Source organism: Enterocloster citroniae, assembly GCF_040545455.1.
Lineage (GTDB): Bacteria > Bacillota > Clostridia > Lachnospirales > Lachnospiraceae > Enterocloster > Enterocloster citroniae.
Map to the genome: position 1 here is coordinate 168,948 of NZ_JBEPLZ010000002.1, position 24,238 is coordinate 193,185.

At 47.5% G+C, this 24,238-nt stretch carries 21 protein-coding genes; 12 read left to right on the forward strand and 9 right to left on the reverse strand.

What is annotated here, in order from left to right; genetic code table 11:
• Positions 1-76: 76 nt before the first annotated feature.
• The 4 genes from pssE to ABID13_RS02790 form a co-directional block, all read right to left on the reverse strand.
• A complete protein-coding gene (gene pssE / locus ABID13_RS02775; protein ID WP_117450753.1) occupies positions 77-1,642 on the reverse strand; it encodes a PssE/Cps14G family polysaccharide biosynthesis glycosyltransferase in 1,566 nt (521 codons plus the stop codon).
• On the reverse strand, positions 1,643-2,113 hold the full coding sequence (gene pssD, locus ABID13_RS02780; protein WP_048929847.1) for a PssD/Cps14F family polysaccharide biosynthesis glycosyltransferase: 471 nt from the start codon (positions 2,111-2,113) through the stop codon (positions 1,643-1,645). It lies immediately after the preceding gene.
• Positions 2,114-2,132: 19 nt separating this feature from the next.
• The gene (locus tag ABID13_RS02785) at positions 2,133-3,455 is read right to left on the reverse strand and encodes a nucleotide sugar dehydrogenase (protein ID WP_048929848.1); all 1,323 of its coding nucleotides are present in this window, start codon (positions 3,453-3,455) and stop codon (positions 2,133-2,135) included.
• 343 nt (positions 3,456-3,798) lie between these two features.
• Positions 3,799-4,752, reverse strand: coding sequence for a tyrosine-type recombinase/integrase (locus ABID13_RS02790; RefSeq protein ID WP_048929830.1), 954 nt, complete (start codon positions 4,750-4,752; stop codon positions 3,799-3,801).
• Positions 4,753-5,311: 559 nt separating this feature from the next.
• Between ABID13_RS02790 and ABID13_RS02795 the strand changes: the two genes are divergently transcribed.
• The 3 genes from ABID13_RS02795 to ABID13_RS02805 all read left to right on the forward strand — a co-directional run bounded on the left by ABID13_RS02795 (position 5,312) and on the right by ABID13_RS02805 (position 7,766).
• Positions 5,312-5,746: a VanZ family protein gene (locus ABID13_RS02795; protein WP_270279454.1), complete on the forward strand. Its 435-nt coding sequence runs from the start codon at positions 5,312-5,314 to the stop codon at positions 5,744-5,746.
• Between the two features lie 186 nt (positions 5,747-5,932).
• A complete protein-coding gene (locus ABID13_RS02800) occupies positions 5,933-6,352 on the forward strand; it encodes a MarR family winged helix-turn-helix transcriptional regulator (RefSeq protein ID WP_045093247.1) in 420 nt (139 codons plus the stop codon).
• 70 nt (positions 6,353-6,422) lie between these two features.
• A complete protein-coding gene (locus tag ABID13_RS02805) occupies positions 6,423-7,766 on the forward strand; it encodes an MATE family efflux transporter (protein WP_048929828.1) in 1,344 nt (447 codons plus the stop codon).
• Positions 7,767-7,773: 7 nt separating this feature from the next.
• On the opposite strand, the gene ABID13_RS02810 is transcribed toward ABID13_RS02805, so the two are convergent.
• The 3 genes from ABID13_RS02810 to ABID13_RS02820 all read right to left on the reverse strand — a co-directional run bounded on the left by ABID13_RS02810 (position 7,774) and on the right by ABID13_RS02820 (position 10,006).
• Positions 7,774-7,941: a hypothetical protein gene (locus tag ABID13_RS02810; RefSeq protein ID WP_007860697.1), complete on the reverse strand. Its 168-nt coding sequence runs from the start codon at positions 7,939-7,941 to the stop codon at positions 7,774-7,776.
• Between the two features lie 143 nt (positions 7,942-8,084).
• Positions 8,085-9,317, reverse strand: coding sequence for a class I SAM-dependent rRNA methyltransferase (locus ABID13_RS02815; protein ID WP_048929827.1), 1,233 nt, complete (start codon positions 9,315-9,317; stop codon positions 8,085-8,087).
• Between the two features lie 98 nt (positions 9,318-9,415).
• The gene (locus ABID13_RS02820) at positions 9,416-10,006 is read right to left on the reverse strand and encodes a TetR/AcrR family transcriptional regulator (protein WP_007860695.1); all 591 of its coding nucleotides are present in this window, start codon (positions 10,004-10,006) and stop codon (positions 9,416-9,418) included.
• A 444-nt stretch (positions 10,007-10,450) separates the two neighbouring features.
• Here ABID13_RS02820 and ABID13_RS02825 point away from each other — a divergent pair, with 444 nt between their 5' ends.
• The 6 genes from ABID13_RS02825 (at position 10,451) to ABID13_RS02850 (ending at position 19,333) form a co-directional block, all read left to right on the forward strand.
• Positions 10,451-11,359 (forward strand): hypothetical protein, encoded by a 909-nt coding sequence (locus ABID13_RS02825; RefSeq protein WP_048929826.1) that lies wholly within the window; start codon positions 10,451-10,453, stop codon positions 11,357-11,359.
• 18 nt (positions 11,360-11,377) lie between these two features.
• Positions 11,378-13,648 carry an efflux RND transporter permease subunit gene (locus ABID13_RS02830; RefSeq protein ID WP_007860693.1) on the forward strand — a complete coding sequence of 757 codons (2,271 nt, stop codon included), beginning with the start codon at positions 11,378-11,380 and terminating at the stop codon, positions 13,646-13,648.
• The gene (locus ABID13_RS02835) at positions 13,638-16,388 is read left to right on the forward strand and encodes a hypothetical protein (RefSeq protein ID WP_048929825.1); all 2,751 of its coding nucleotides are present in this window, start codon (positions 13,638-13,640) and stop codon (positions 16,386-16,388) included. Before ABID13_RS02830 ends, ABID13_RS02835 begins: the two co-directional genes overlap by 11 nt.
• Positions 16,389-16,470: 82 nt before the next feature.
• Positions 16,471-17,046: a TetR/AcrR family transcriptional regulator C-terminal domain-containing protein gene (locus tag ABID13_RS02840; RefSeq protein ID WP_207740153.1), complete on the forward strand. Its 576-nt coding sequence runs from the start codon at positions 16,471-16,473 to the stop codon at positions 17,044-17,046.
• A gap of 176 nt (positions 17,047-17,222) precedes the next feature.
• Positions 17,223-18,371, forward strand: coding sequence for a lactaldehyde reductase (gene fucO / locus ABID13_RS02845; RefSeq protein ID WP_007860686.1), 1,149 nt, complete (start codon positions 17,223-17,225; stop codon positions 18,369-18,371).
• Positions 18,372-18,541: 170 nt separating this feature from the next.
• Positions 18,542-19,333 carry a hypothetical protein gene (locus ABID13_RS02850; RefSeq protein WP_048929912.1) on the forward strand — a complete coding sequence of 264 codons (792 nt, stop codon included), beginning with the start codon at positions 18,542-18,544 and terminating at the stop codon, positions 19,331-19,333.
• 111 nt (positions 19,334-19,444) lie between these two features.
• Here ABID13_RS02850 and ABID13_RS02855 read toward each other — a convergent pair whose 3' ends face one another.
• Positions 19,445-20,551 (reverse strand): KamA family radical SAM protein, encoded by a 1,107-nt coding sequence (locus tag ABID13_RS02855; protein ID WP_045093241.1) that lies wholly within the window; start codon positions 20,549-20,551, stop codon positions 19,445-19,447.
• A 218-nt stretch (positions 20,552-20,769) separates the two neighbouring features.
• A complete protein-coding gene (gene deoC, locus ABID13_RS02860; protein WP_007860681.1) occupies positions 20,770-21,405 on the reverse strand; it encodes a deoxyribose-phosphate aldolase in 636 nt (211 codons plus the stop codon).
• Positions 21,406-21,739: 334 nt separating this feature from the next.
• Here deoC and ABID13_RS02865 point away from each other — a divergent pair, with 334 nt between their 5' ends.
• From ABID13_RS02865 to ABID13_RS02875, 3 genes are read left to right on the forward strand one after another with little or no spacing between them, the layout of a single operon-like run.
• Positions 21,740-22,798: a LacI family DNA-binding transcriptional regulator gene (locus ABID13_RS02865; protein ID WP_007860680.1), complete on the forward strand. Its 1,059-nt coding sequence runs from the start codon at positions 21,740-21,742 to the stop codon at positions 22,796-22,798.
• 38 nt (positions 22,799-22,836) lie between these two features.
• Positions 22,837-23,760 carry a ribokinase gene (rbsK, locus tag ABID13_RS02870; RefSeq protein ID WP_007860679.1) on the forward strand — a complete coding sequence of 308 codons (924 nt, stop codon included), beginning with the start codon at positions 22,837-22,839 and terminating at the stop codon, positions 23,758-23,760.
• 19 nt (positions 23,761-23,779) lie between these two features.
• Entirely contained in the window at positions 23,780-24,223 is a 444-nt protein-coding gene (locus ABID13_RS02875; protein ID WP_007860678.1) for an RbsD/FucU family protein, read from the forward strand.
• Positions 24,224-24,238 lie beyond the last annotated feature (15 nt).

The window sequence follows — 24,238 nt, forward strand, 5'->3', positions numbered from 1 at the left end:
CATATACTTCCGCTTTTGAAATTGTTTTGTTCGTCTTTTCTCTATTTTCAAACTTATAGTTCTGTGAAACATAATTTCACTTTAAATCCAAATATATTTTTGTCATTTTTTCAAAAAAAACATACTCAGAAAATTTACTTTCACATATATTTCTAGCATTCATAGAGCATTTTTTCCAATAAATTCTATCCATAATCATCTGCTTCATTTCCCTAGCTAAAGCTTCAACATCTCCAGGTGCAAAAAGATACCCATTTACGCCAGATATCACTGCTTCACTAATACTTCCGACATTTGTACTAATAATTGGAAGGCCATAAGACATCGCTTCAAGAATAGCAATTGGTAAACCTTCATTGTAAGATGGGAGCACCAACACTTCACACTCACTCAATATTTGTGATTTCCTATTATTATCTATCCACCCTAAAAACTCTGTACACTCTGTTAGGGAATTATCATAAATGTATTTTTTCAAAGCAGTTTCTTCATCACCTGATCCCGCAAGCAAGAGTTTAAAATCATTAATACCATCAACTTTCATCTTATTTACAGCTTTAAGTAGATCTATAACACCTTTTCTTTTTATAAGCGCCCCCAAAAATAGAAATATCAATTCTTCTTTTTCCTTTTTTTTTCTTAATTTTGGTATAGGAACTGCATTATTAATTACTACTACGTTAGAGTTTGGAGCAATATTCTTTATAAATTCTTTCCAATCATCTCCAAGAACAATTGTTACATCAGCAATAGTAAACAACTCAATAATTTTCTTCCTTAATTTGGAACTACCCTTATTATAAAAATCTTTGAACTCTGATCCATGGAGATGAATAATTACTTGTTTCCGATGCTTTTTGCAAAGCTTTGTCACTACATACTTTCTATAAAAGCTTCCTTTATAGGACATATGAATATGAATAATATCAAACGTATTTTTCTCGATTAATCCTTTTAGTTGAGCATATGCCCTAACAAAAAAAAATACCTTTTTGATGGGATTGCCTGTTATATGTGTTGCTAAATAAGAAAATTCCAAACCATCTTCCCATGTATGATCCATAAGTTGATCAATAACGCTGTTCATGCCACCCTTCTCAGTTCTAGCTGAACTACACATTAATATTCTTGTTTTACTATAATCAACATCCCCTAAAACTTCTTTATGAATCATGTCTTCAATGGAACTCAAAATTTGATAAGTATTTGATTTATACGGTTTAACTTTTTTAGACTTTGACTCTACTATAGCCCTGGCTACCCCGTTACTTGTGCAGTCATAACATGGTGTAACCATTTCAAGTTTTTCAAAAGCTTTTATCAATTGGATTTGGTGATCATCAACTGCTTCACCATATTGAGCTAGTCTCGGAATAGCGACTACACGTTTTCCTATTTTTACGGAATTTACAATAACGCCAGTTCCACCATGCGTCAGTACAATATCGCAACTGTTCAACTTATCATTGAATTCATCATGATTCAAAAAATCTATGTACTCATAATTCTTAATTCTATAATCGCTGGAACCAATCTGTGCAAAAACAGTATCCGTTATTAAACCTTCACCAAGTGCGTCATCTACCGTTTTGAGCAATCTGTTAAACTGGAAACTTCTTGAACCTGTAGTTATAAATATCATTTAATAGATTCCTCCTTTATAAATTGCTTTCGGATAGAATTTACGCATACTTTCCCACTGAATATAAAACTGATCAGCAAATCTATAAGCTATTTTTCCAGATATATTCGGAGAGTCAATTTTTGCAAAAGATTCGATATATACTACTTTTCCGCCAAAAATCTTGGTCCATATCATAAGCGGTACTGCTGCCAACGCTCCTGTTGAAATTATCACATCCGGCATATTTGTAATAATAATTTTAAATGATTTAATGATATTGCAGATAAATTTGAGAAAAAATAGTTTATCAGTTCTGTTAATCTGCATCACATATTTAACAGGAATATTTCCGGTTTTAACATCGTAATCCAACTTTTCTGTTACTATATAGCTGTCATACTTCTTCATTAAAGGTTCCAACATCAAAAGCTGCTCAAAATGTCCTCCAGAAGATGATGTAAAGCAGATTTTCACTTTCTTCTCTCTCATAACCCTTACACCCTCTAATTCACAGTCTCCAGTACTTTAGACCAGAAACCTTAAGATCACACACCTTGTAAAGTCCTTTAACATCGATCAGAACCTTTTCTTCATCTGGACAATTTTTAAACATAAATTTAATATCATCTAAGCTAATTGCTTTAAACTCGTTATGGGCAACTGCAACGATTACACAGTCTGCATCCTTTGCATCTCCAATCTTAGTAAGCGTCACGTCATACTCAAGGATAGCCTCTCTTTCGTTTGCCCATGGATCCACAACTATAGGATCAATGCCATATGTATTTAGCTGTTTGATAATATCATTTACTTTACTGTTTCTTGTATCATGACAGTTTTCTTTAAATGTTAGACCGAGGATAACAACTTTGGACTTTTTGGGAGCCTGGCCCGCTGCAATCATTTGCTTGATGGCAGCATCCGCAACATATGCACCAATACTGTCATTCACAATGCGGCCATTTAAAATGATCTGGCTGTGATAGCCAAGTTTCTCTGCTTCATAAGTAAAGTAGTATGGATCAACACCAATGCAATGACCGCCAACAAGCCCCGGTCTGAATCCAAGCGCATTCCATTTTGTATTCATACCATCTACTACTTCATTAGTATCGATATCCATACGATCAAATACCATTGCCAATTCATTCATAAACGCAATATTGATATCGCGCTGGCTGTTTTCAACAACTTTTACAGCTTCCGCTGTTCTCATATTAGATACGGGATAAGTTCCGACTTCAATTACAATATCGTATACATTCTTGATTTCTTCCAGAGCTTCTGCATCACATCCAGAAACGATTTTGTGGATATTTTCAAGACGATGTACTTTATCACCAGGATTGATACGTTCAGGTGAATAACCTATCTTAAAGTCAACACCACACCTCAGCCCCGATTCTTTTTCAAGAATAGGAATACAAACATGTTCTGTACAACCTGGATAAACTGTTGATTCATACACAACAATAGACCCTTTGGTAAGATTTCGACCAACAATTTCAGATGCTCCAATTACAGGAGTAAGATCAGGAGTATGATCCGTATTTACTGGTGTAGGGACAGCAACAATAATAAATTTTGAATCCTGCAACGATTTTTCCTCAGATGTAAATTCAACTGTAGTTGTCTTAATAACTTCATCCCCAACTTCTTTTGTAGGATCAACTCCGGACTTATACAAATCAATCTTTATCCTGTTAAGATCAAAGCCGACTACCTTCAATCCTTTTTTGGCAAACGCTACAGCGATGGGCATACCTACATAACCCAAACCAACAAGGGCAATCTTTTCTTTGCCATTAACGAGTTTCTCATATAAAGACATCTTCTTTCTCCTCCAGTTGTTTTCATTATCTGCATACAGTAATTACTGTAATATAATGTTCTCACTTTACAGTAATTCTTTTCAATATATTATATGGTGTATTAAAGTTGTTTTCTCATCTATCTATTAGACTTTACTTATCAACCAACCTTGTCCTAATCCTTCGGCACTACTTCAACCTCATCCATGCTAGATGAACTAAGTCTCCACCCAGCCCCGCCCACGCTCCTCCAAATAATTGTTATTATTTGCACCAACTAAAAAATTACCACCCCCACCCAAAAAAATTCCCCACCCGCCAGCACCCACCCGGCAAATGAGGAATCAACCCAATCCAATCAATCTATTCAATTATCTGGCTTTCAAACAAAAAGTTACGAGCATTATACTTTTCCAGCACCTGCCGGCGGCGGTCGATGGAGACTTCTGTGTAGATCTGTGTGGTAACAATGCTGGCATGGCCCAGCAGCTCCTGTACATCTCGGATGGAAGCCCCGTTATTTAGCAGCTGTGTTGCAAAGCTGTGCCTCAGGTAATGGGGAGTGGAGGCGGGATTGATGGAGGACAGGTCCCTGTATTTGCGGAAGAGGTTTTCTATTCCGTATATGGAAAGCCTGTTTCCATACCGGTTCAGGAACATTGCGTGGTCAGTGGGATTTAGCTGGTGCCTGATATCCAGCCAGGTGTGGAGTTTCTTTATGACATCCGGGGAAGAAATATAGAGGAGCCGTTCCTTTCGTCCTTTTCCATGAATGAGCAGTGTCCGTTCTGCCGGGTCATAGTGAGGCAGGTCCAGTGCACTGATCTCACCAATGCGAAGACCCAGGCAGAAGAGGAGTTCCAGAATTACATTGTTCCGTATATTCAGTATTTTATGAAAATTGGTTTGAGACTGACAGACCTGAGCGTCTGCAAGAAAAAGAAGGGAGCGGATCTCCGCTGTTGACAGAATACGGGGGATTGTTTTGGGAAGTTGGAATTTCCTTGTGGAAAAACGGAAAAAACGTTCTGCTGAAATCCCTTCCTGATTCATATATTGAAAAAATTGCCGGATGGATATGTATTTTCGTTGAATGGAACTGGCTTTTCGCTCCAGTGTGGTCTGTAGATAGTGGAAGTAGGAGAGGATAGTGTTCTGGTCCAAGGTCTCGATCTGCGTATTTTTACACCACAGCATAAAACATTGCAGATCGCTCCGGTATGCCTTTAGGGTCCTGTTTGACAAGTTGCGCTCCACGGACAGGAGTTTTAAAAAGAGATTGGTTTGTTGGGACAATTGTTCTGGTGAGTACTTCATAAAAACCTCCTTGTTAGTATAGGGGCGGCATTATTCGGGAACCGCCCCAATGATAGTGTTCTCCTGATATAACAGAGACTATCCCATATTCTAACTGAAAAAGTGCAGGGCCACTATAATGTAAACAATGCATTGTTATATCTGCAGGGGAATGTGAGGGCATCAATCACATGCGCTGTTTATTTAATTACGCCTCATATAATTACGCCTCACACAACTAAACATATAAGTATACAACGTATACTTGCGTAAGGCACACCTCACACTTTAACATATGGTCCATCTCACGATTTAGCACATGGTCCATCCCACCCCCACGGAAATGCAAGACGTACTCACCCCCCCCCCCACGAATTTCAAACAAAGTCAGGAGTTTTCTTGACATGGCTTCAAACGGCAATTATAGTATACAGGTAGGGCGAAGGAGCAGTGATGGGCCCGGTATTATCAGAAATTAAGAAATGGAGCAGACTAATTGCATTTATTATCCCAACAGACCTTGGAATATATTTTATCCGACATATTAGAAAAATCAAGATATCTTCCAATAGCGCTTATTGTGGGTATTTTGATAGGGCTTTGCAGCATAAAGTTTTTAGGCTGTAATAAAAGGTGCCTGAAATGTACCTTGCTTATTATTTATTTTATCATGCTGTCCATTCTCACTATATTTGAGCGGGAGCCTGGATCGCGCACTGAAATGTGCCTAACCTTATTTGGGACCATTGGAGGGCCCAGAGACAATTCTTATGTGATTGAAAATGTTCTGTTATTCATTCCCTTTGGGATTCTTGCTCCGTGGACATGGAGACTCATGAGGAACCCGGTTATCTGTACCTTGTTTGGATTTGCCTTGAGCTGTACGGTTGAAGTGATACAGCTGATCACGCAGCGGGGCTATTTTCAGGTGGATGATATTTTCACCAATACGATAGGAACATTGATCGGAGCCGTTGTGTTTTGGATTTTTACCCGTATGGCAGGATATGATTGACAACTGTTAAAATCTTGCTATAATTAAATACTTAGGAAGCGAACTAATTGCGTTCTATGTCAGCATTTCCAATGAAAATTTAATGGAAATCCAATGAAGGCCCAATGAAGATCCTGTCAACATCCGATCAGGACCCTATAATAATTCCATGTGGATTCACCTGGACCAGATAAGAGAGGACAGCTTATGCAGACCGGCAAATTGATTAATATGATATCCATACGCCTAAGGCGCCGTTCCGGGAAGACAGGAAGGCTTTTGGGCATCACTGAGGCTCAGGGGCGTATCCTTGAGTTTATTCTGGTTGAAAGTAAAGACAAGCCGTTGTTTCAAAAGGATATAGAAAAGGAGTTTGATCTGCGGCCATCCACGGCCACAGAACTATTGAAAACACTGGAAGAGCAGAAGATGATCCAGCGAGTCAGCAGCGAACATGACGCCAGATACAAGGAGATTTTGTTCACGGAAACAGCAGAACATATACGCCTGGCCCTTCAGCAGGAGATACAGAGGACGGAAGAGCAGCTTGTGAGGGGAATACCCAAGGAAGAATTGGATGTATTTATGAGGGTTGCCGGGAAAATGCTTCTGAATCTGGATGATTAGGAAGAGTGCTGAAGTCTTATATAAGTGAAGAAATACATCCAAACCATTTTACATATAAAAGGAGTCCAAAATGTCAACCCCAACCAACCTATCCGATGATTTTACACAGGGAAACATAGTAACAAAACTGATCAGATTCATGGTCCCCATCCTGGGCGCTTTGATCCTCCAGGCCATGTACGGGGCAGTAGACCTTCTGGTGGTAGGCCAGTTTGGCACGGATGCAGGCATATCAGCCGTGGCAACAGGCAGCAACATCATAAATCTGGTGACCTTTGTCATCACCTCCCTGACCATGGGGATAACGGTGCTGATCAGCCGGTATCTGGGGGAAAAGCGGGTGAACCGTGTGGGAAGTGTGATCGGAGGATGCATCTGCTTTTTTGCCGTTTTTACCGCAGTCATTATGGTCCTGCTGCTGGCAAGCGCCTCGGTATTTGCATCCTGGCTCAACGCGCCTGCCCCAGCCTATGAAATGACCATTGAGTATGTAAGAATCTGCGGAGCGGGAATTATTTTTGTGGTCGCATATAATGTGATCAGCGGCATATTCAGAGGGCTGGGGAACTCAAAGCTGCCTTTGGTCTTTGTGTCCATTGCCTGTCTGGTGAATATTGTGGGGGATCTGTTTTTTGTGGCGGTTCTTCACATGAATGTGGCAGGCGCCGCGCTCGCTACCATTTTAGCCCAGGCGGTCAGCGTGATCCTGTCCCTGTTTATTATCAGGAGGCAGAACCTTCCTTTTACAGTCACACGGCAGGACCTGCATTTTAACAGTGAGATCCCGGTTTTCCTCAAGCTGGGCATCCCCCTGGCATTGCAGGAGCTGCTTACCAGCATTTCCTTCCTGATCCTGTGCGCCATTGTCAACGGCATTGGGCTGGAGGCGTCCTCCGGTTATGGGATCGCGCAAAAGGTGATCTCCTTTATCATGCTGATCCCGTCAGCCCTTATGCAGTCCATGTCCGCGTTCGTGGCCCAGAATGTGGGCGCAGGAAAGGAGGAGAGGGCCAGGAAGGCAATGCTTACCGGCATGGGATTAGGAGCGTCTGTGGGGGTGATCATATTCCTGATCTCATTTTTCCGCGGTGATATCCCCGCCTCGGTCTTTACCACGAATGAAGCTTATATCATAAGGGCCGCGGAATATTTGAAAGGATTCAGCTTTGAGGCCATCCTCACATGCCTGGTTTTCAGTTATATTGGTTATTTTAACGGACACGGCATGTCGCTTCCGGTTATGGTTCAGGGGATCACGGCGTCCTTCCTGGTACGTGTGCCTCTTTCCTATTTGTTCAGCTTAAAGGAAGGCGCCAGCCTGTTTGATATTGGATTGGCAGTTCCCGCCGCCTCCCTGTACGGCATCCTTTTTTTCACCATATGCTACATATGGTACGTGCGGAAAAAAGGGTAGTCTTTTCCTATTTGTCTTTATGATGTTCCTTACACTGTTCTTTATACTGGCGCAGGTATTCCATCTGCTGTTCATCATCCACTTCACGGTCATAGGGCGTGGTGTTGCACACACAGCAGTATAATATAAACGCGATCAGTATAAGAAGCAGGATAACCAGAATGATCCAGAGCATAGTTCCTCCAATCACGGAAATAATAACAACTTACATCTAACCGATCAAAAAGGGTACCAGGCCGTCAAATATCCACTGACCTGATACCCTTACTATCAATCTATCCACATTTATCCGGCCTATGCACATGGGCGCGGCATTTCTTACTTCTCATCGCAGACCTGGAAAATATAGAACTTCAGATAGTAGCTTTCATCCGCGGCCCACAGGATGGGATGGTCACTGGCCTGGGTACGGTACTCTACCTGGCGCAGCCGCTTGTGCACATTCCCGGCCGCTTCCCGGATCGTCTTTGTGAAAAGTTCCGGGTCCATAAAGTGGGAACAGGAGCAGGTGGCCAGATACCCCCCGTCCTTTACCAGCTTCATGCCTCTCAGATTGATTTCCCTGTACCCCTTAACTGCATTTTTTATGGAATTTCTGGATTTGGTAAATGCCGGCGGATCCAGAATGACCACATCAAATTTCTGCCCATCCTGTTCCAGCTTGGGAAGCAGGTCAAATACATCTGCACATTCAAAATGCACCCTGTCCTGGATTCCGTTGAGCGCTGCATTTTCACTGGCCTGATCCACCGCCAGACGGGATGCGTCCACGCCCAGCACGTCCTTGGAGCCGGCCAGCCCGGCATTCAGGGCAAATGAACCGGTGTGCGTAAAGCAGTCCAGCACCTTGTCCGGCTGGATCCGCCTGCACAGGTTCTGCACAGCCAGGCGGTTATATTTCTGGTCAAGGAAAAATCCGGTCTTTTGGCCGTCCTCCACATCCACCAGGTAGCGGACCCCATTTTCCAGAATCTCCACCTTGGTATCAAACGGCTCTCCTATAAACCCTTTATACCGCTCCATGCCTTCCTGGAGGCGGACCTTTGCATCGCTGCGCTCGTAAACGCCCCGGATGGTGATCCCGTCCTCTGCCAGAACCTTTTTAAGCATTTCCACGATCACAGGTTTCAGCCGGTCGATCCCCAGTGCCAGAGATTCCACCACCAGCACATCGGAAAATTTGTCGATCACAATACCCGGAAGAAAGTCGGCCTCTCCGAACAGGATCCTGCAGCTGGAAGTGTCCACGGTTGCTTTTCTGTACTCCCACGCATTCCTGACCCGCATCTCAATAAAGTTCTGGTCAATAACGGTATCCTTTTTGCGGGATAACATGCGCACGGTCAGCTTGGAGTTGGTATTGATAAATCCATGCCCCAGCCCATAACCGTCAAAATCCTCCACGGCGGCCAGGTCCCCGTTCTCATATTCCCCGGTGATGGTGTCGATCTCATTGTCGTAAATCCAGGCTCCGCCGGCTTTCAGGGTGCGTCCCTGGCCTTTTTTTAGGCGGACAGTGGCTGTAACTGTGTATAAGTTCTTAGATTCCATGAAGTGCTCCTGTCTTTGGTTGTTTTATCTGATACCATGAATTTTGCATGTCTACCATCATATCATAATATAAATGAAAATTCAAACCCCGGCCTCCCCTACGCGTAAGGATCCATCTCCAGCACCTCGATCCCCTGGGTGATGATCTGCTCGGTCAGCTTTGCCATCTGCTGTGGCGTTTCCTTCAGTCCGGTCTGGAGCCAGTACTGTACCAGCCCCACGCAGCCCGATGCAATATAGGAAAAGAAAGCGTCAAAGACAGCCGGATTGCCGGTGCGGAATACCTCCATCCAGTCCTTGAGACATTTTTCGCGTATAAGCTTTTTCAGGCGGTTGACAAAATTCAGATCCCCGTTTTCACCCAGCAGGATTTCAATGAGATCTGCATTTTCATAAACCAGGGAATAGATCTCATTAAAGATCACAGCCGGTCTTTGCTTTAGGTCCACGGCGTCATGCTTGAGCACCAGCTGGTTAAACTCGTCCTGCAGCTCAGCCTCAGTCTTTTCCAGCAGGTCGAACACGTCCTTATAGTGAAGGTAAAAGGTTCCCCTGTTCAGATCGGCCATGTCTGTCAGCTCGCGGACCGTGATGTCCTGGACTTTTTTCTCCTTTAATAAGGAAATAAGACATTCCCGAAGCTGCCTCCGTGTTTTTCTAACCCTGCGGTCTATGGAATCAGTACTCATGATTCAATCCTCCTTTGATGTATAATGTACCTTCGGAGCCTTCCAGGCACCCATTCTTGCGGCTGATCCTTCCGCCGGCCCCACGCAAACTGATCAACGTACACACCATGTACGCCTCATACATTTGTGGCTAACTGACAAAAACCATCCCGCAAATCTGAGTACCAGGAGATTCGGAGAGTGCACTACAGATATGGGGAACGCAGCCCCATTAGACTTTACAAATATTTAACATATTTTTCCTGGACAAATGATGCAATAGTGTTGATTATTAGGCGAATCCATCAAAATTAATCATTGTATTTTTGCCATTTCTTAGTATAATCCATTATAGTCAATAAATAAACAAATGTCAATTAATAAAATAGAAGTTGTTTAACAGAATAAAAGACGTATAATAGATATATAGGCATAACTAGACAGCTGTATGAAGGGGATGATCAGGTGAAACACAGAAAATATAGACTTTTTTTAATGGCAGTCTTGGTTGTGGGAGCATTTCCGGGAACCGGCCTGGGAACGGCAGCGGCCCAGGAGACACAGCAAACCCAGGAGACACAGCCGGCACAGCAAACCGAAAGCAACACCACGGCACACCCGGGCTGGAACCGGTCAGGGGAGAACTGGTACTGGATGGATGAGAACAACAGTTTACATAAGGGATGGCTTCAGACAGATGGCCGAACCTATTATCTGGATAAAGATGGGATCATGGCCAGGGGATGGAAGGAAGTGGACGGAGAGTGGTACTATTTCCACGAAGACGGCGGCATGAACCTGGGGGAGCTGATCCTTGACAATGGAATGTATGAGTTTTCAAGGAACGGCGCCCTTGTTTCGGCCCAGTGGGTGGAGAATACCGGGGGCGGGGCGTACAGCGCTGGCTGTTATGATGAGGAGACTCAAGCGCTGTTTGATGAACTGAATGAGGAAAAGAAGCAGAGATATTTTGACCAGCATCCTGACCGGGAAGATGATTATGATGGGGATATGCACAGGGTGTATGACCGGAACGCTGGATTTAAAATGGATATGGCCCTGAATAAGGCCGCGGCCCACCGGCTGGAGGCAGCCATGGCAGGCGGATACATGGATGAGCGGATTCCCGGCGAGGGAACGGTGAATGACTACCTGGCTTCCATTCCTTACCGGAAAAATGCCACCTGCCTGGAACTGTACATCCGCAGCTGTGAGGATGAATCCGAGGCATTTTCCAAAGTCATGGAGCGGACCGGGGACAGGTATGATTCCAAGGGGGACAGAACCTATTCCCTGGAATATTACCGCAGCCTGGGTATGGCCCGCGGTGAAAAGGATGGGAAACAATATTTCTTGATAATTATGATGCGGTAGTGTAAGGGAGTATGGAACATGGGACAGAGACTGCTTGACAGATTGAAGAGAAAGACACACAGGGTAAAAGGGCAGGAGCAGGCAGATGGATTGTCGGTTTCCGCCCGTCTGGCCGGTTTTATCATACATAAGAAGGGCTGGATCGAGAGCGTATTTGTGGCAGGGTGTATCTTTTCCCTGATTGCAATGCTTTTTGTGAATGTGAATTACGACCTGACCGAATATCTGCCGGACACGGCCCAGTCCTGTATCGGACTGGATCTAATGGAAAATGAATTCGGATACCCGGGTACAGCCAGGCTGATGATCAAGGACGTTAGCCTGTATGAGGCAAAGCAGTACAAGGATAAGCTGGAGGCAGTGGATGGCGTGGACCAGATCCTGTGGTGCGACAGTACGGTGAATATTTATTCCGGAGAGGATTTTATTAACCAGAAGGATATTGAGGATTATTATAAGGATGGCTGCGCCGTGATGGATATCACCTTTGACGAGGGGGACACCACTAAGAAGACCTCCCAGGCCATTGATGAGATGAAGGCCATCACCGGGGATAAGGGGTATTATGTGGGCATGGCTGTCCAGAACAAGTCCCTGACGGAAAATGTGGAAAGTGAGATGAACCTTATCCTCACCGTGGCGGTGATCATGATCTTTGCGGTACTGTGCATCACCACCACGGCGTGGTCCGAGCCCTTTTTGTTTTTGCTGGTCATGGGCGTGGCCATTCTGCTGAACCGGGGAACCAATATATTTATCGGGACCGTGTCCTTTCTGACCAACAATGTGGCCATGGTGCTGCAGCTGGCCACCTCCATGGACTATTCTATTTTCCTGCTGGATGCGTTTTCCAGGGAGCGGCAGAAGGGAAAGACGGAAGAGGAGGCCATGGTGGGAGCCATTGAGGAGGCCATTAACTCTATTTTCGCCAGCAGCCTGACCACCGTGGTGGGCTTCCTGGCCCTGGTGTCCATGAATTTTACCATTGGTTTTGATATGGGCCTGGTTCTGGCAAAGGGAATTGTGTTCAGCCTGATCACCGTGGTATTCTTTATGCCCGCCATGATCCTGAAGTTTACAAAGTGGAATGACAAGACCAGGCACCGTCCCTTCCTGCCCAGCTTCCGCAAATTCAGCGAATGGGTATACAAGGTGCGTTATGCTTCCCTGATCATTATGGTCCTACTCACCCCGCCCGCCTATGTGGCCCAGGGGATGAATGATTTCCTTTACGGCAACAGTGCGGTGGGAGCCAGCGAGGGGACCCAGGTCTATGCGGACGACCAGGAGATATCCCAGAAGTTCGGGCGCAGCAACATGCTGTTGGCCCTGTATCCAAATACTTCGCCGGTGCTGGAAAAGGAAATGTCCGATGAGATCGAGGACCTGCCCTATGTTAAAAGCGTAATGTCCCTGGCCAACACCCTGCCTGTGGGGATTCCGGAGGATTTCCTTCCCTATTCCCTTACCAGCGAGCTTCATACCAAGGATTCCTGCAGAATGCTGATATACATAAGGACTAAGACGGAAAGCGACCAGGCATTTAAGTGCACGGATGAAATACAAAGCATTGTGGACCGGTATTATCCGGACGGGGCATATCTGGTGGGGGAGACCCCATCCACCCAGGACATTAAGACCACGATCACCTCGGATAACGCACGGGTAAACACCCTGTCCCTGTTGGGGGTATTCCTGGTCGTCATGTTCAGCTTCCGGTCGTTTATCATACCGGTTGTGGTAATGATCCCTATCCAGGTGGCTATTTTCCTCAACATGGCAATGCCCTATCTCCAGGGCGACACCATGGTGTTTATGGGTTACATTATTGTCAGCAGTATCCAGCTGGGAGCAACCGTGGATTATTCCATACTTATGACCAATAACTACGTATCCTGCAGGAAGACGCTGCCCAAGAAGGAAGCCTGTATACAGGCGCTGATGCTGTCCTGCCCGTCCATCTTCACATCGGGGACCATCATCATACTGGCAGGATATATCATACACTTTATATCCACCACAGCGGCCATTGGGGATTTGGGCCATCTGATCGGAAGAGGCGGATTGTTCAGCGTAATCCTGGTGCTGACCGTACTGCCCGCCCTGCTGGCCCTGTTTGACCGGATCATAACAAGCAATGAATGGGACCGCTTGCAAAAGCACCTGAGAAAACGCCATGAAAAGCGCAAGGCGATTATCAAAGCTGGGCTTGGGACCATTGTAAATAAAATAACCATCGGAAATAAAAGAAACAATGAACCATCGGAGGTGGAAAGCAATGAAGTATAAGTATAAAAGAGTCATGACAGCCGGCCTGGCCGCGGCTATGCTTTGCACCAATGCTGGCGGGGGCCTGCCGGTATATGGGGCGGAAGCGGCCGTGGATGTGGATGAGACCATGTACGTAAACCTGGATTATTACGGCAGGCTTGATAAGATCAACGTGGTTAAGGGATGCAGCCTTAACGGCCTTACGGATTTTACGGATTACGGCACGTATCTGGATGTGACCAATATGTCCAATCAGGCAGTGCCGGTGCTGGGAGACGGTTCGGTCACCTGGAATTTTCCCCAGGCCCAGAAGGAGCGGTTCTATTACAAATGCGCCCTGGATAAAGACCAGATTACACTGCCCTGGGAATTTGACGTTTCCTATAAACTGAACGGCGTGCCATCCAACGGTGATCAGCTGGCCGGCGCGTCCGGGCTGGTGGAGATCCATATAAAGGCGGACCCCAATGACGATGCCCGGGAATATTACCGCAATAACATGATGCTCATGGTGGCGGTTCCTGTTGACATGGGGAAATGCTACAGCGTGGAGGCGGAAGGTTCACAAACCCAGAATCTGGGGGAAACAACAGCGGTAGTGTTCACAGCCCTGCCCGGGGAGGAGGGGGATTACACTGTGCGCATCGGCACGGACAGCTTTGAGACCACCGGAGTCATCATGGCCATGATGCCGGGAACCGTGGAGGATCTGGAGCACATCAAGGATCTGAAGGAAGCCAAGGATACATGGCAGGACGCAGGGGATGAGCTGTATGACAGCCTGGAACAGATGGCAAAATCCGTGGAAGATATGCGTGAGGGTGTGAACCAGGTGCGTGGAGGACTGGATTCAGCGGAGAGTGCAAGGCAGAAGTGGAGCAATTCCAAGGACAGCATCCTGGCCGGAAACGACCAGACCCTGGCGTCCCTGACCTCTGTTTCACAGCAGCTGGAAACCATGATACCCCATCTCCAGACCGCCAAGGATTCAGCGGAAGTGGTCCACAAGAGTATGGGAGATATTGTAAATACACTTGGAGATATGCAGGATCCCTTAAGAAAGCTGCACACCAGGCTGAATAACATCAAGAGCAGTTCAGCGGGGATCTCCGAGAATATCCCTGAGCTGATGGAGATCATGCAGCAGCTGATTGCCCTGGATGCCCAGCTTCAGGCCAGCGAACAGGTATATGTGACCGGTCTGGCCAGTGCCGGCGCAGGGATCGGTTTCCTGGATGAAGATTATTATATGGATGAAGAGGATTTTGGCCACTCACGTGGAAATGGCGGTGGCGGGAGTGGAAGCAGCTCCGGCCACACCGATTCCCAGGGAAAGGATACGGACAACACAGGAGATACAACGGACACTGATAAGAAAAACGACCAGAGTGCAGATGGTTCAACAAGTACGGACGGTTCTGCCGGTACAGGCGGCTCCGCCGGCACGGATAACACCCCGGGAACGGATGACAAGAACAGCCAGGGTACGGGCGGTTCCACCGGCGCGGACGGATCCGCAAGTACGGACGGTTCTGCCGGTACGGACGGCTCCGCCGGCGCGGACAATGCCTCAGGAACAGATGACAAGAACAGCCAGGGTACGGGCGGTTCCACCGGCACGGACGGTTCTGCCGGTACGGGCGGATCCACCGGTACGGACGGTTCCACGAACGCAGGTTCCGCCTCCGGCACTCCCGACCAGAATGATCAGGGCAGCGGCTCCGCCGGTTCCCAGGATAATGCCGCCAATGGTTCCGGGGGAGCAGGTACGAAAACGGACGCATCAGCAGGAGGGACCGGATCGGGCACTGCAGCCGGAACAGGCGCCGCATCAGGATCGGGCGCCGCATCCGGGGCAGGCTCCACATCAGGATCGGGCGCTGCATCGGGCGCAGACTCCACATCAGGAACCGGCGCCGCTTCAGACACAGACGCCGCATCCGGCGCAGGAGAAACACTGTCCCTTACGCCGGGTTCAACAATAATGGCGGTCATTGAAAAGCACAATGTACCGCTGGTGGGTACTCCCGAGGTTCCGGTGGACATGGGGACCCTGATGGAGCTTTTGTCCGGCAGACAGTCCATGCTGACGGATATATCCAAAAAGAGCAGCGAGCTTTCCCTTCTGATGTCCAACCTGATGGATGACACTTCGGACTCGGCAAAATACAGTGCGGAGATCGTGGATAACCTGGACTATCTCATTGAGGACCTGACCGCACTCCACGATTCACTGGACACCTATTATCCGGATCTCCAGGCTGCCCTGGATGATTCCCAGGAGCTTGTCCGCCGCACCACAGATGCCCTGAATAACGGCGTCAGCACCATGACCATTGTACAGAATACCTTAAAGGACAGCAGTGATGATTTTGACGCTGCTGCACGGGACAGCTTAAGAGGCAGCATGGAACTTCTGGACAGAAGCCTGAGCATACTGGACAGCACCACGGCCATGCGCCGGGCGGGCCGCACCATGAAGGACACCATTGACAATGAGCTGGATAAGTTTGACACAGACAACCGTTTCCTGTTCATGGACCCGTCCTCTGAAAAGGTTTCATTTACCTCTGATAAGAACAGGGCTCCAAAGACATTGCAGATCGTGCTCCGCACCGATGAGATCAGTGTGGATGAGGATGATGCCAAGACAGCGGATGCAGAGGTGGCAAAGATTAAGGAAAGCCCGCTTCGCAGGATGTGGAATGTGCTGGTCCAGATGTGGAAGGCTATGGTCAGCATTTTCAAAAACAGGTAGCAGGCCGGGGGAATTTTTAGTATAATGGTATCTGACACAGGAGTTTGAGGTATATTGCCGTGGACGGCTGTACTGGGGAGGGATGGATACCGTGGCTGAGATAAGCAGGCAGGAGAAAACCAAATACAAGCTGGCGGCTTCCGTGAAGGAATGCATGAAGACCCAGCCTGTGGATAAGATTACGGTGAAGAATATCGTGGAGGGATGCGGCGTTACCCGCCAGACCTTTTACCGCAGTTTCCTGGATAAATATGACCTGATCAACTGGTATTTTGACAAGCTGGTGCTCCAGTCCTTTGAGCAGATCGGCATGGGGCATACGGTGGGGGAAAGCCTGACCCGCAAATTTGAATTTATCCTCAATGAAAAGGTGTTTTTTACAGAAGCCTTCCGCTCAGATGACAAAAATTCCCTGAAGGAGCATGATTTTGAGCTGATCCTCAAGTTTTACACAGACCTGCTTGCCAGAAAGGACAGCAAGGCCCTGAATCAGGAACTGCAGTTCCTTTTGGAGATGTACTGCCAGGGCTCCGTGTATATGACAGTCAAGTGGGTTCTGGGAGGCATGAAGGATTCGCCCCGGGACATGTCCGGCAAGCTGGTGGAAGCCATGCCGCCAAAGCTGGCCGAGGTATTTGAACGCCTGAAGCTGCTATAGGTAATAGTAGACAATGAGAATAGTTAACTTGCACAAAGATTGAGAAAAAGTGACAGACAGAGATGTTTGTCACTTTTATTTTTAACATCCCGTTGTTATAATATTAACAAATAGAACAAGCCAAAGCGCCGGAGTTTTTCCGGACGCATGTGATAAAAGAAAAGGAGAGGTAAATCATGGCAAACAGAATCGTATTAAACGAAACATCCTATCATGGCGCAGGGGCGATCCGGGAGATTGCAAATGAGGCAAAGGCAAGGGGATTTAAGAAGGCATTTGTCTGCTCAGACCCTGATCTGATCAAGTTCAATGTGACAACCAAGGTGACCAAGGTATTGGAGGATGCCGGACTTGCATACGAGATCTACTCCAACATCAAGCCGAATCCCACCATTGAGAATGTCCAGACCGGCGTTGCCGCATTCAGGGCATCCGGCGCTGATTATATCATTGCCATTGGCGGCGGTTCCTCCATGGACACTTCCAAGGCCATTGGCATCATCATCACCAACCCTGAGTTTGAGGATGTGAGAAGCCTGGAAGGTGTTGCCCCCACCAAGAATCCCTGCGTTCCGATCATTGCGGTTCCCACAACAGCAGGCACGGCGGCAGAGGTTACCATCAACTATGTGATCACGGATGTTGAGAAAAAGCGCAAATTCGTATGTGTGGATACCCATGATATTCCCGTAGTGGCAGTGGTTGACCCGGAAATGATGGCCTCCATGCCGAAGGGACTGACAGCGGCAACCGGCATGGATGCCCTGACCCACGCAATTGAGGGATATACCACAAAGGGCGCATGGGAGATGACCGATATGTTTAACTTAAAAGCCATCGAAGTTATTGCCCGCAGCCTGAGGGACGCGGTGGAGAATAAGCCGGAGGGCAGGGAAGGCATGGCCCTGGGACAGTATCTCACAGGGATGGGCTTTTCCAACTGCGGACTGGGGATCGTCCACTCCATGGCCCATGGCCTGGGTGCCCTGTATGATACCCCCCACGGTGTTGCAAATGCCATCATTCTTCCAACGGTTATGGAGTACAATGCTCCCTGCACAGGAACCAAGTTTAAGGACATTGCCGTTGCCATGGGCGTGGAAGGCGTGGAGGACATGAGCCAGGAGGAATACCGCAAGGCTGCTGTGGACGCTGTGAAGAAGCTGTCCCAGGATGTGGGGATCCCTGCTGACCTAAAGGAGATCGTAAAACCTGAGGATGTGGATTTCTTATCCCAGTCCGCCATGGATGACGCCTGCCGTCCGGGAAATCCAAAGGATCCATCTTTAGAGGATATCAAGAACCTGTACCTGTCACTGATGTGACCATGATCATGCGGACGTATTGCCAAAGCGGCATACGTCCGCATCGCCGTTTTAGGGGTCTGGAACCATAAAACGGCCAATATGATAGTTTCTCATGAAAAATGTACATGGTAACTTCCTATGCCCTGTGGTACAATTTTATCAAACAATTCAAATATCTGGAGGCATATATGGAATTTAAGATAACGGTTTTAAACAGGGATAACGAGATAAAAGCATCCATGGAAGGTCCCTCACAGGCAGTTCTGGCCTGGAAGGGGGAGTACCGGGAAGGGGACCGGATCGTGTTTGGTCTGCCGGAGAAGAACCGCTTCTATGTGGTCCGCGTGGATGACACCATGGACGAGTCTTACATTTTTGCGGTTCAGACGGAACTTGCATATATCGTTCCTTTTGAGGAAAAGAAGACATCCTATAACCCCAAAGCTTTTACAGGGGAGCGCCATTACCTGACCGTACGGTATGCCATGGAGCATGAGATTGAGGTCTATAAGAATCTGGCTGAGAATGTGATGGACCAGCATGTATTCCGCGGATATTACCCCCATGCCAGCGCCAATGTGGAGACAAGAGGGGAAGCCGTGTTTGCGGCGCGCAATGCCATAGATGGGGTCACGGCCAACCGTTCCCATGGAAAATGGCCCTATGAATCATGGGGGATCAATCAGCAGGACGATGCGCAGATGACCCTGGAATTTGGCCGCGCAGTGGATTTTGACAAGATCGTACTCTATACCAGGGCGGACTTCCCTCATGACAACTGGTGGGAACAGGTCACCTTTACCTTTTCTGACGGCTCCGCGGAGACGGTGCGGCTGGCAAAGAGCGTGGAACCCCATGTGATCCCCATCAAAAAGAGTGGAATTACATGGCTTACCTTTGGTCAGCTGATCAAAGCGGATGACCCGTCCCCGTTCCCTGCGCTGACGCAGATTGAAGTGTATGGCTATGAACATAGATAAGTACTTCCTATGACATGAATCTTATTGCCACAAGAGTTTTCCTGTGGAGCCGGACATTAAAATGGGCGCCAGCGGTTTTGTTTCAGCCGCTGCCGCCCTGTTTTGGCTTTCTTATCCTGCCGGTTCCTCCAGCCAGGCCTGTCCCGGGGTCATCTCCCCTGTGAAGATCCTGCCGTAATCTTTTGCATACTTGGCCTGATGGTATTTAAACAGCATTTCATTTTGGGACACAGGTCCCAGTATCTCAATCTTACCGGTAACATGGGACATGGCATAGCGGATGCATTTCCCCTGTCCGTTCTGCATATTCTTTGCGCCCTCCACAATCTCGTAACCCTGCATCAGGGGGACCTGGAACTGGCTCTTTACCCCTGATACGGGGCGGCACTGGAAAATGTAATAGGGAACCGCACCGCATTTGGTCAGATCCTTTAACAGTGCGCCCAGTACATGGCTGCTGTCATTGATCCCCTTTAACAGCACGGTCTGGTTTTTGACAATGACGCCTGCATCCAGCAGGGTTTTCACAGCCTTCCTGGCATGATCGGTCAATTCCTTTGGATGGTTAAACTGGGTAACCACATAGATTTGTTTTTTCTGCGTGTATGTCTTGAGAATATCCAGAAGTTCGTGGTCGTCATAGATTCTTTCCGGAAGAACAACAGGGGTGCGGGTGCCAAAGCGTATCAGGTCCAGATGGGGGATCGGGGTGAAATGCTCCAGATACTGCGCTATGACCTGATTGCTGTTTACAAATGCATCTCCGCCGGATATGAGTATATTGCTGATCTCACTGTGGGCATTTACATAGGCAGCCATCTCAGCCACATTGTCGGCCGTCTCATCATCAGAGATACCCACCAGGCGTTTGCGGAAGCAGTGCCTGCAGTACATGGCACAGCGGTGGGTGGACAGGATCAGGGCTGTCTGCGGGTATTTATGCTGTAAACCCGATATTACTGTGTTGTCCGCTTCTCCGCTGGTATCAAAATCCCCGGACAAGTCAGTTTCACTGATGGATGGGATACACATCCTAAACACCGGATCACGGGCCGGATCATTCCAGTCGATCAGTGACAGGTAATAACGAGTGACGGTCATGGGGAACTGATGGAGGATCCTGTTAAGATGCTCGATCTGGGAATCTGTCAGATCCATGTATTCCCTCAGCTCGCCCGCTTTTGTGACATTGGTTCTCAGTGCTTCTTTCCAATTCATAGTATCATCCCCTTCATTATGTAGTTCACATAAAATTATAACAGGTGAAAGAAAGGTGTCCTATGAATAAATTATGAATAAATTATAAATTTTAGAAAAAAAGTATAAACCGGGAAAGGATGACAGCCTCTAGAAAATGCAAAGGGACAAAAAGAAAAACACGGTATACAGAGCCATAACGGCCCGGCATACCGTGTTTAAATGGATGGATCTTACGCTTACAGAAGGACAATCCCGTTGCCGGCTCCGATGCGGTCAGCTCCGGCCTCTACTAGCTCACGGGCAAACTCAGGGGTGCGGATACCGCCGCTGGCCTTTACCTGAAGCCTGTCCCCTACTGTTTTACGCATAAGCCTGATGTCTTCAACCGTGGCTCCTCCGGTGGAAAAACCGGTGGAGGTCTTCACAAAAGCAGCGCCGGCTTCCTCAGACAGTTCACAAGCCTTTACTTTCTCTTCATCGGTCAAAAGACATGTCTCAATGATCACCTTTACAATGGCCGGTTTGGAAGCTTCAACCACTGCCTTGATATCATCTCTTACAAAATCCCAGTTCCTGTCCTTGACAGCGCCGATATTAATGACCATATCCACTTCCTCAGCGCCGGCTTTCACTGATTCGGAAGCCTCGAACGCCTTGGCGGAGGTGAGCATGGCTCCCAGGGGGAATCCCACCACACAGCAGGTCATGACACCGGAGCCTTTTAGCTGGGATGAAACCAGCGGAACATGGCAGCTGTTTACGCATACGGAAGCAAACTTATGCTCAACGGCTTCCTTGCAGTAGCGCTTGATGGTGTCGGCGGAGGCGTCAGCCTTCAACATGGTGTGGTCGATTTTCTTTGCAATATCCATTGTTTTCTCTCCTTTATTTTTACAGCAGAGCCGAATTATGATAATAAAATAATAGCATAAATGCCTGTATTTATCAAGTGAAATCGGTTACAGGATTTATGAAATAAAAAATAAGTATTTCCATGTGATAAATGTGTAATAAAGTTCAAATAATTTAAAATAATAGTACAATTTGCACAATAAAATTGTAAAAAAATATTGACAAGGGGGAGGAAATGTGATATTTTTAAAATGTAATTATGAAAGCGGTTTCAAGGATTATATCACGAGGTATAGTGGGAGCCGGCACCAATCCTCCAAGGCGGATTGAAAAAGATGAAACGGGAAAACGAATATGAATATATATGATATAGCCAAAGAGGCGGGCGTGTCTCCCGCCACGGTCTCCAGGGTTTTAAACAATCACAAGAATGTAAAAGAGGAGACAAGGAATAAGATCCAGGAAGTAATCAAGGGCAAAAATTATTCGCCTAACACCATAGCGCGCAATCTCAGCGTGGGCACTTCCAGGAACATTGCATTTATGGTACCTGACATTGAGAATCCTTTTTTCAGCAAGATCCTTCACGGGATTTCGGACCGGGCCATGGATAATGACTACAATGTCTTCATGTTTGGCACAGCTGAGAACACGGCCAGAGAGCACAAGATCCTGGACTCGCTTAAGATCGAGATGATGAAGGGACTGATCATCATTCCTGTGTCGGAAGCGGACAGGGAGACGGCTGAGCGGCTTAAGGAATTTGAGGAACAGGGAGTGCCTGTGGTGCTCATTGACCGTGATGTAAGGAACGCCAGGTTTGACGCGGTGTTTTCCGAGGACATGGAGGGAGCCTGTGAAGCGGTGGAGTGCCTGATTGAAGAAGGGCATAAGAAGATAGGGATCATAACAGGACCCGATACGTCAAGACCGGGCCATGAGCGTTTGAAAGGATATAAAAGGGCCTTGGCCAATAATGGCATTTCCCTGAACAAGGATTACATCATATGCGGCAATTTTATGGAAGATGAATCATATGAGGCCATGAAACAGCTGCTGGATCTGGAGGATCCTCCCACGGCTGTGTTTACATCCAACAACATGACCACCTTGGGAGCGCTGCGGTGCCTGAAGGAACGCCAGATGAAATTGGGAGCGGATATATCGGTCGTAGGGTTTGACGATATCAAGGAACTTGCGTATACGGACATTCATCTGACTGCTGTGACCAGACCTGTTTATGAGATGGGATGCGAGGCAATGCGGATATTGGAGAGAAGGTTCCGGAAGGCTGAGGGGGTGGAGGAGGAAAAATTGATCATCCAGAGAAATCTGGTCAAGACATGGCTGATAAAAAGAGGCTCGGAAAAACATAAGGATTTATCAGGTGGGAGTGACACCTATCACACATAAGCGCCTTGAAGACAAGTGTTCATAAGGAGGAAAATAAAATGAGTAAGGTTGCTGTATTTGGCAGTTTTGTAGTTGATCTGATGGCCAGGAGTCCCCATCTTCCGGTACCGGGGGAGACGGTAAAAGGTTCCATGTTCAAGATGGGACCGGGAGGAAAGGGATTTAACCAGTGTGTGGCCGCCCACAAGGCGGGGGCGGAAGTGGTCATGATAACCAAGGTGGGAAGGGACAGCTTTGCCAATGTTGCGCTGGATACCATGACGGATCTGGGGATGGATAAAGAACATATCTTTGTCTCAGATGACAGGGAGACGGGAATTGCCCTGATCCTGGTGGATGAGAATACCAGCCAGAATGAGATCATCATAGTACCGGGAGCATGCAACACCATAACAGACGAAGAGATCAAAAGCATTGAGAATGTTATAAAGGAATCCGAATACGTGCTTCTACAGCTGGAAGTAAACCAGGACGCCAATGAGATGGTGGTGGATATGGCCAACCGGTATGGGTGCAAGGTGATCGTGAACACGGCTCCCTACTCGCCGGTGACAGATGATTTCCTGTCCAAGGCATATATGGTCACCCCCAATGAGGTGGAGGCGGAGGAGCTGACAGGCATCCCGGTATCGGATCTCCAGTCTGCCAAAAAGGCGGCAGCGTATTTTTATGACAAGGGTGTGCAAAAGGTGCTCATAACCCTTGGCTCAAGGGGAGTATTTGTTTCTTCGGACGGCAGGGAGGAGATCGTGCCCGCGTTTAAGGTGGATGCGGTTGACACCACAGGGGCCGGGGATGCCTTTAACGGAGGCCTGCTGGCAGCGCTGGCCGAGGGAAAGGATATCTGGGAGGCGGTGCGCTTTGCCAATGGTTTGGCGGCACTGTCCGTGCAGAAGCTGGGGACCACCCCATCCATGCCTTCCCGGGAAGAGATAGATGCATTTTTACAGAGTACACAATAGCAGAAGGAGGAAATGTGTTATGTTGAAAGGAATACCTACAAGAATTGGATCGGATCTGTTAAAAGCATTGGCTGATATGGGGCATGGGGATCTGATCATCATTGCGGACGACTTCTATCCACCCATCACCAAAACGCCGGGAGGCGTCAGCATCCAGGCCAAGGGCAACACCGCCGCTGAGATGATCGAGGATATTCTCAAGCTGATGCCTTTGGATGTGGATTACTGTGAGCATCCGGTGGAGTATATGGTGCCGGATCAGGACGCCGGTGTTTCCATGGACCGGCCCAAGGTGTGGGATGATGCCGTGGAAGCAGTGGTGAGGAACGGATATGCGCCCAAGATCGTGGGAGAGATCGAGCGCACTAAGTTCTATGAAAAAGCCGGGAAGGCTTATGTGACTGTGTGTACCAGCGAGCGTCAGCCTTACGGATGCTTTATTTTACAAAAGGGAGTTTTATAGGTGCTTTGACAATGC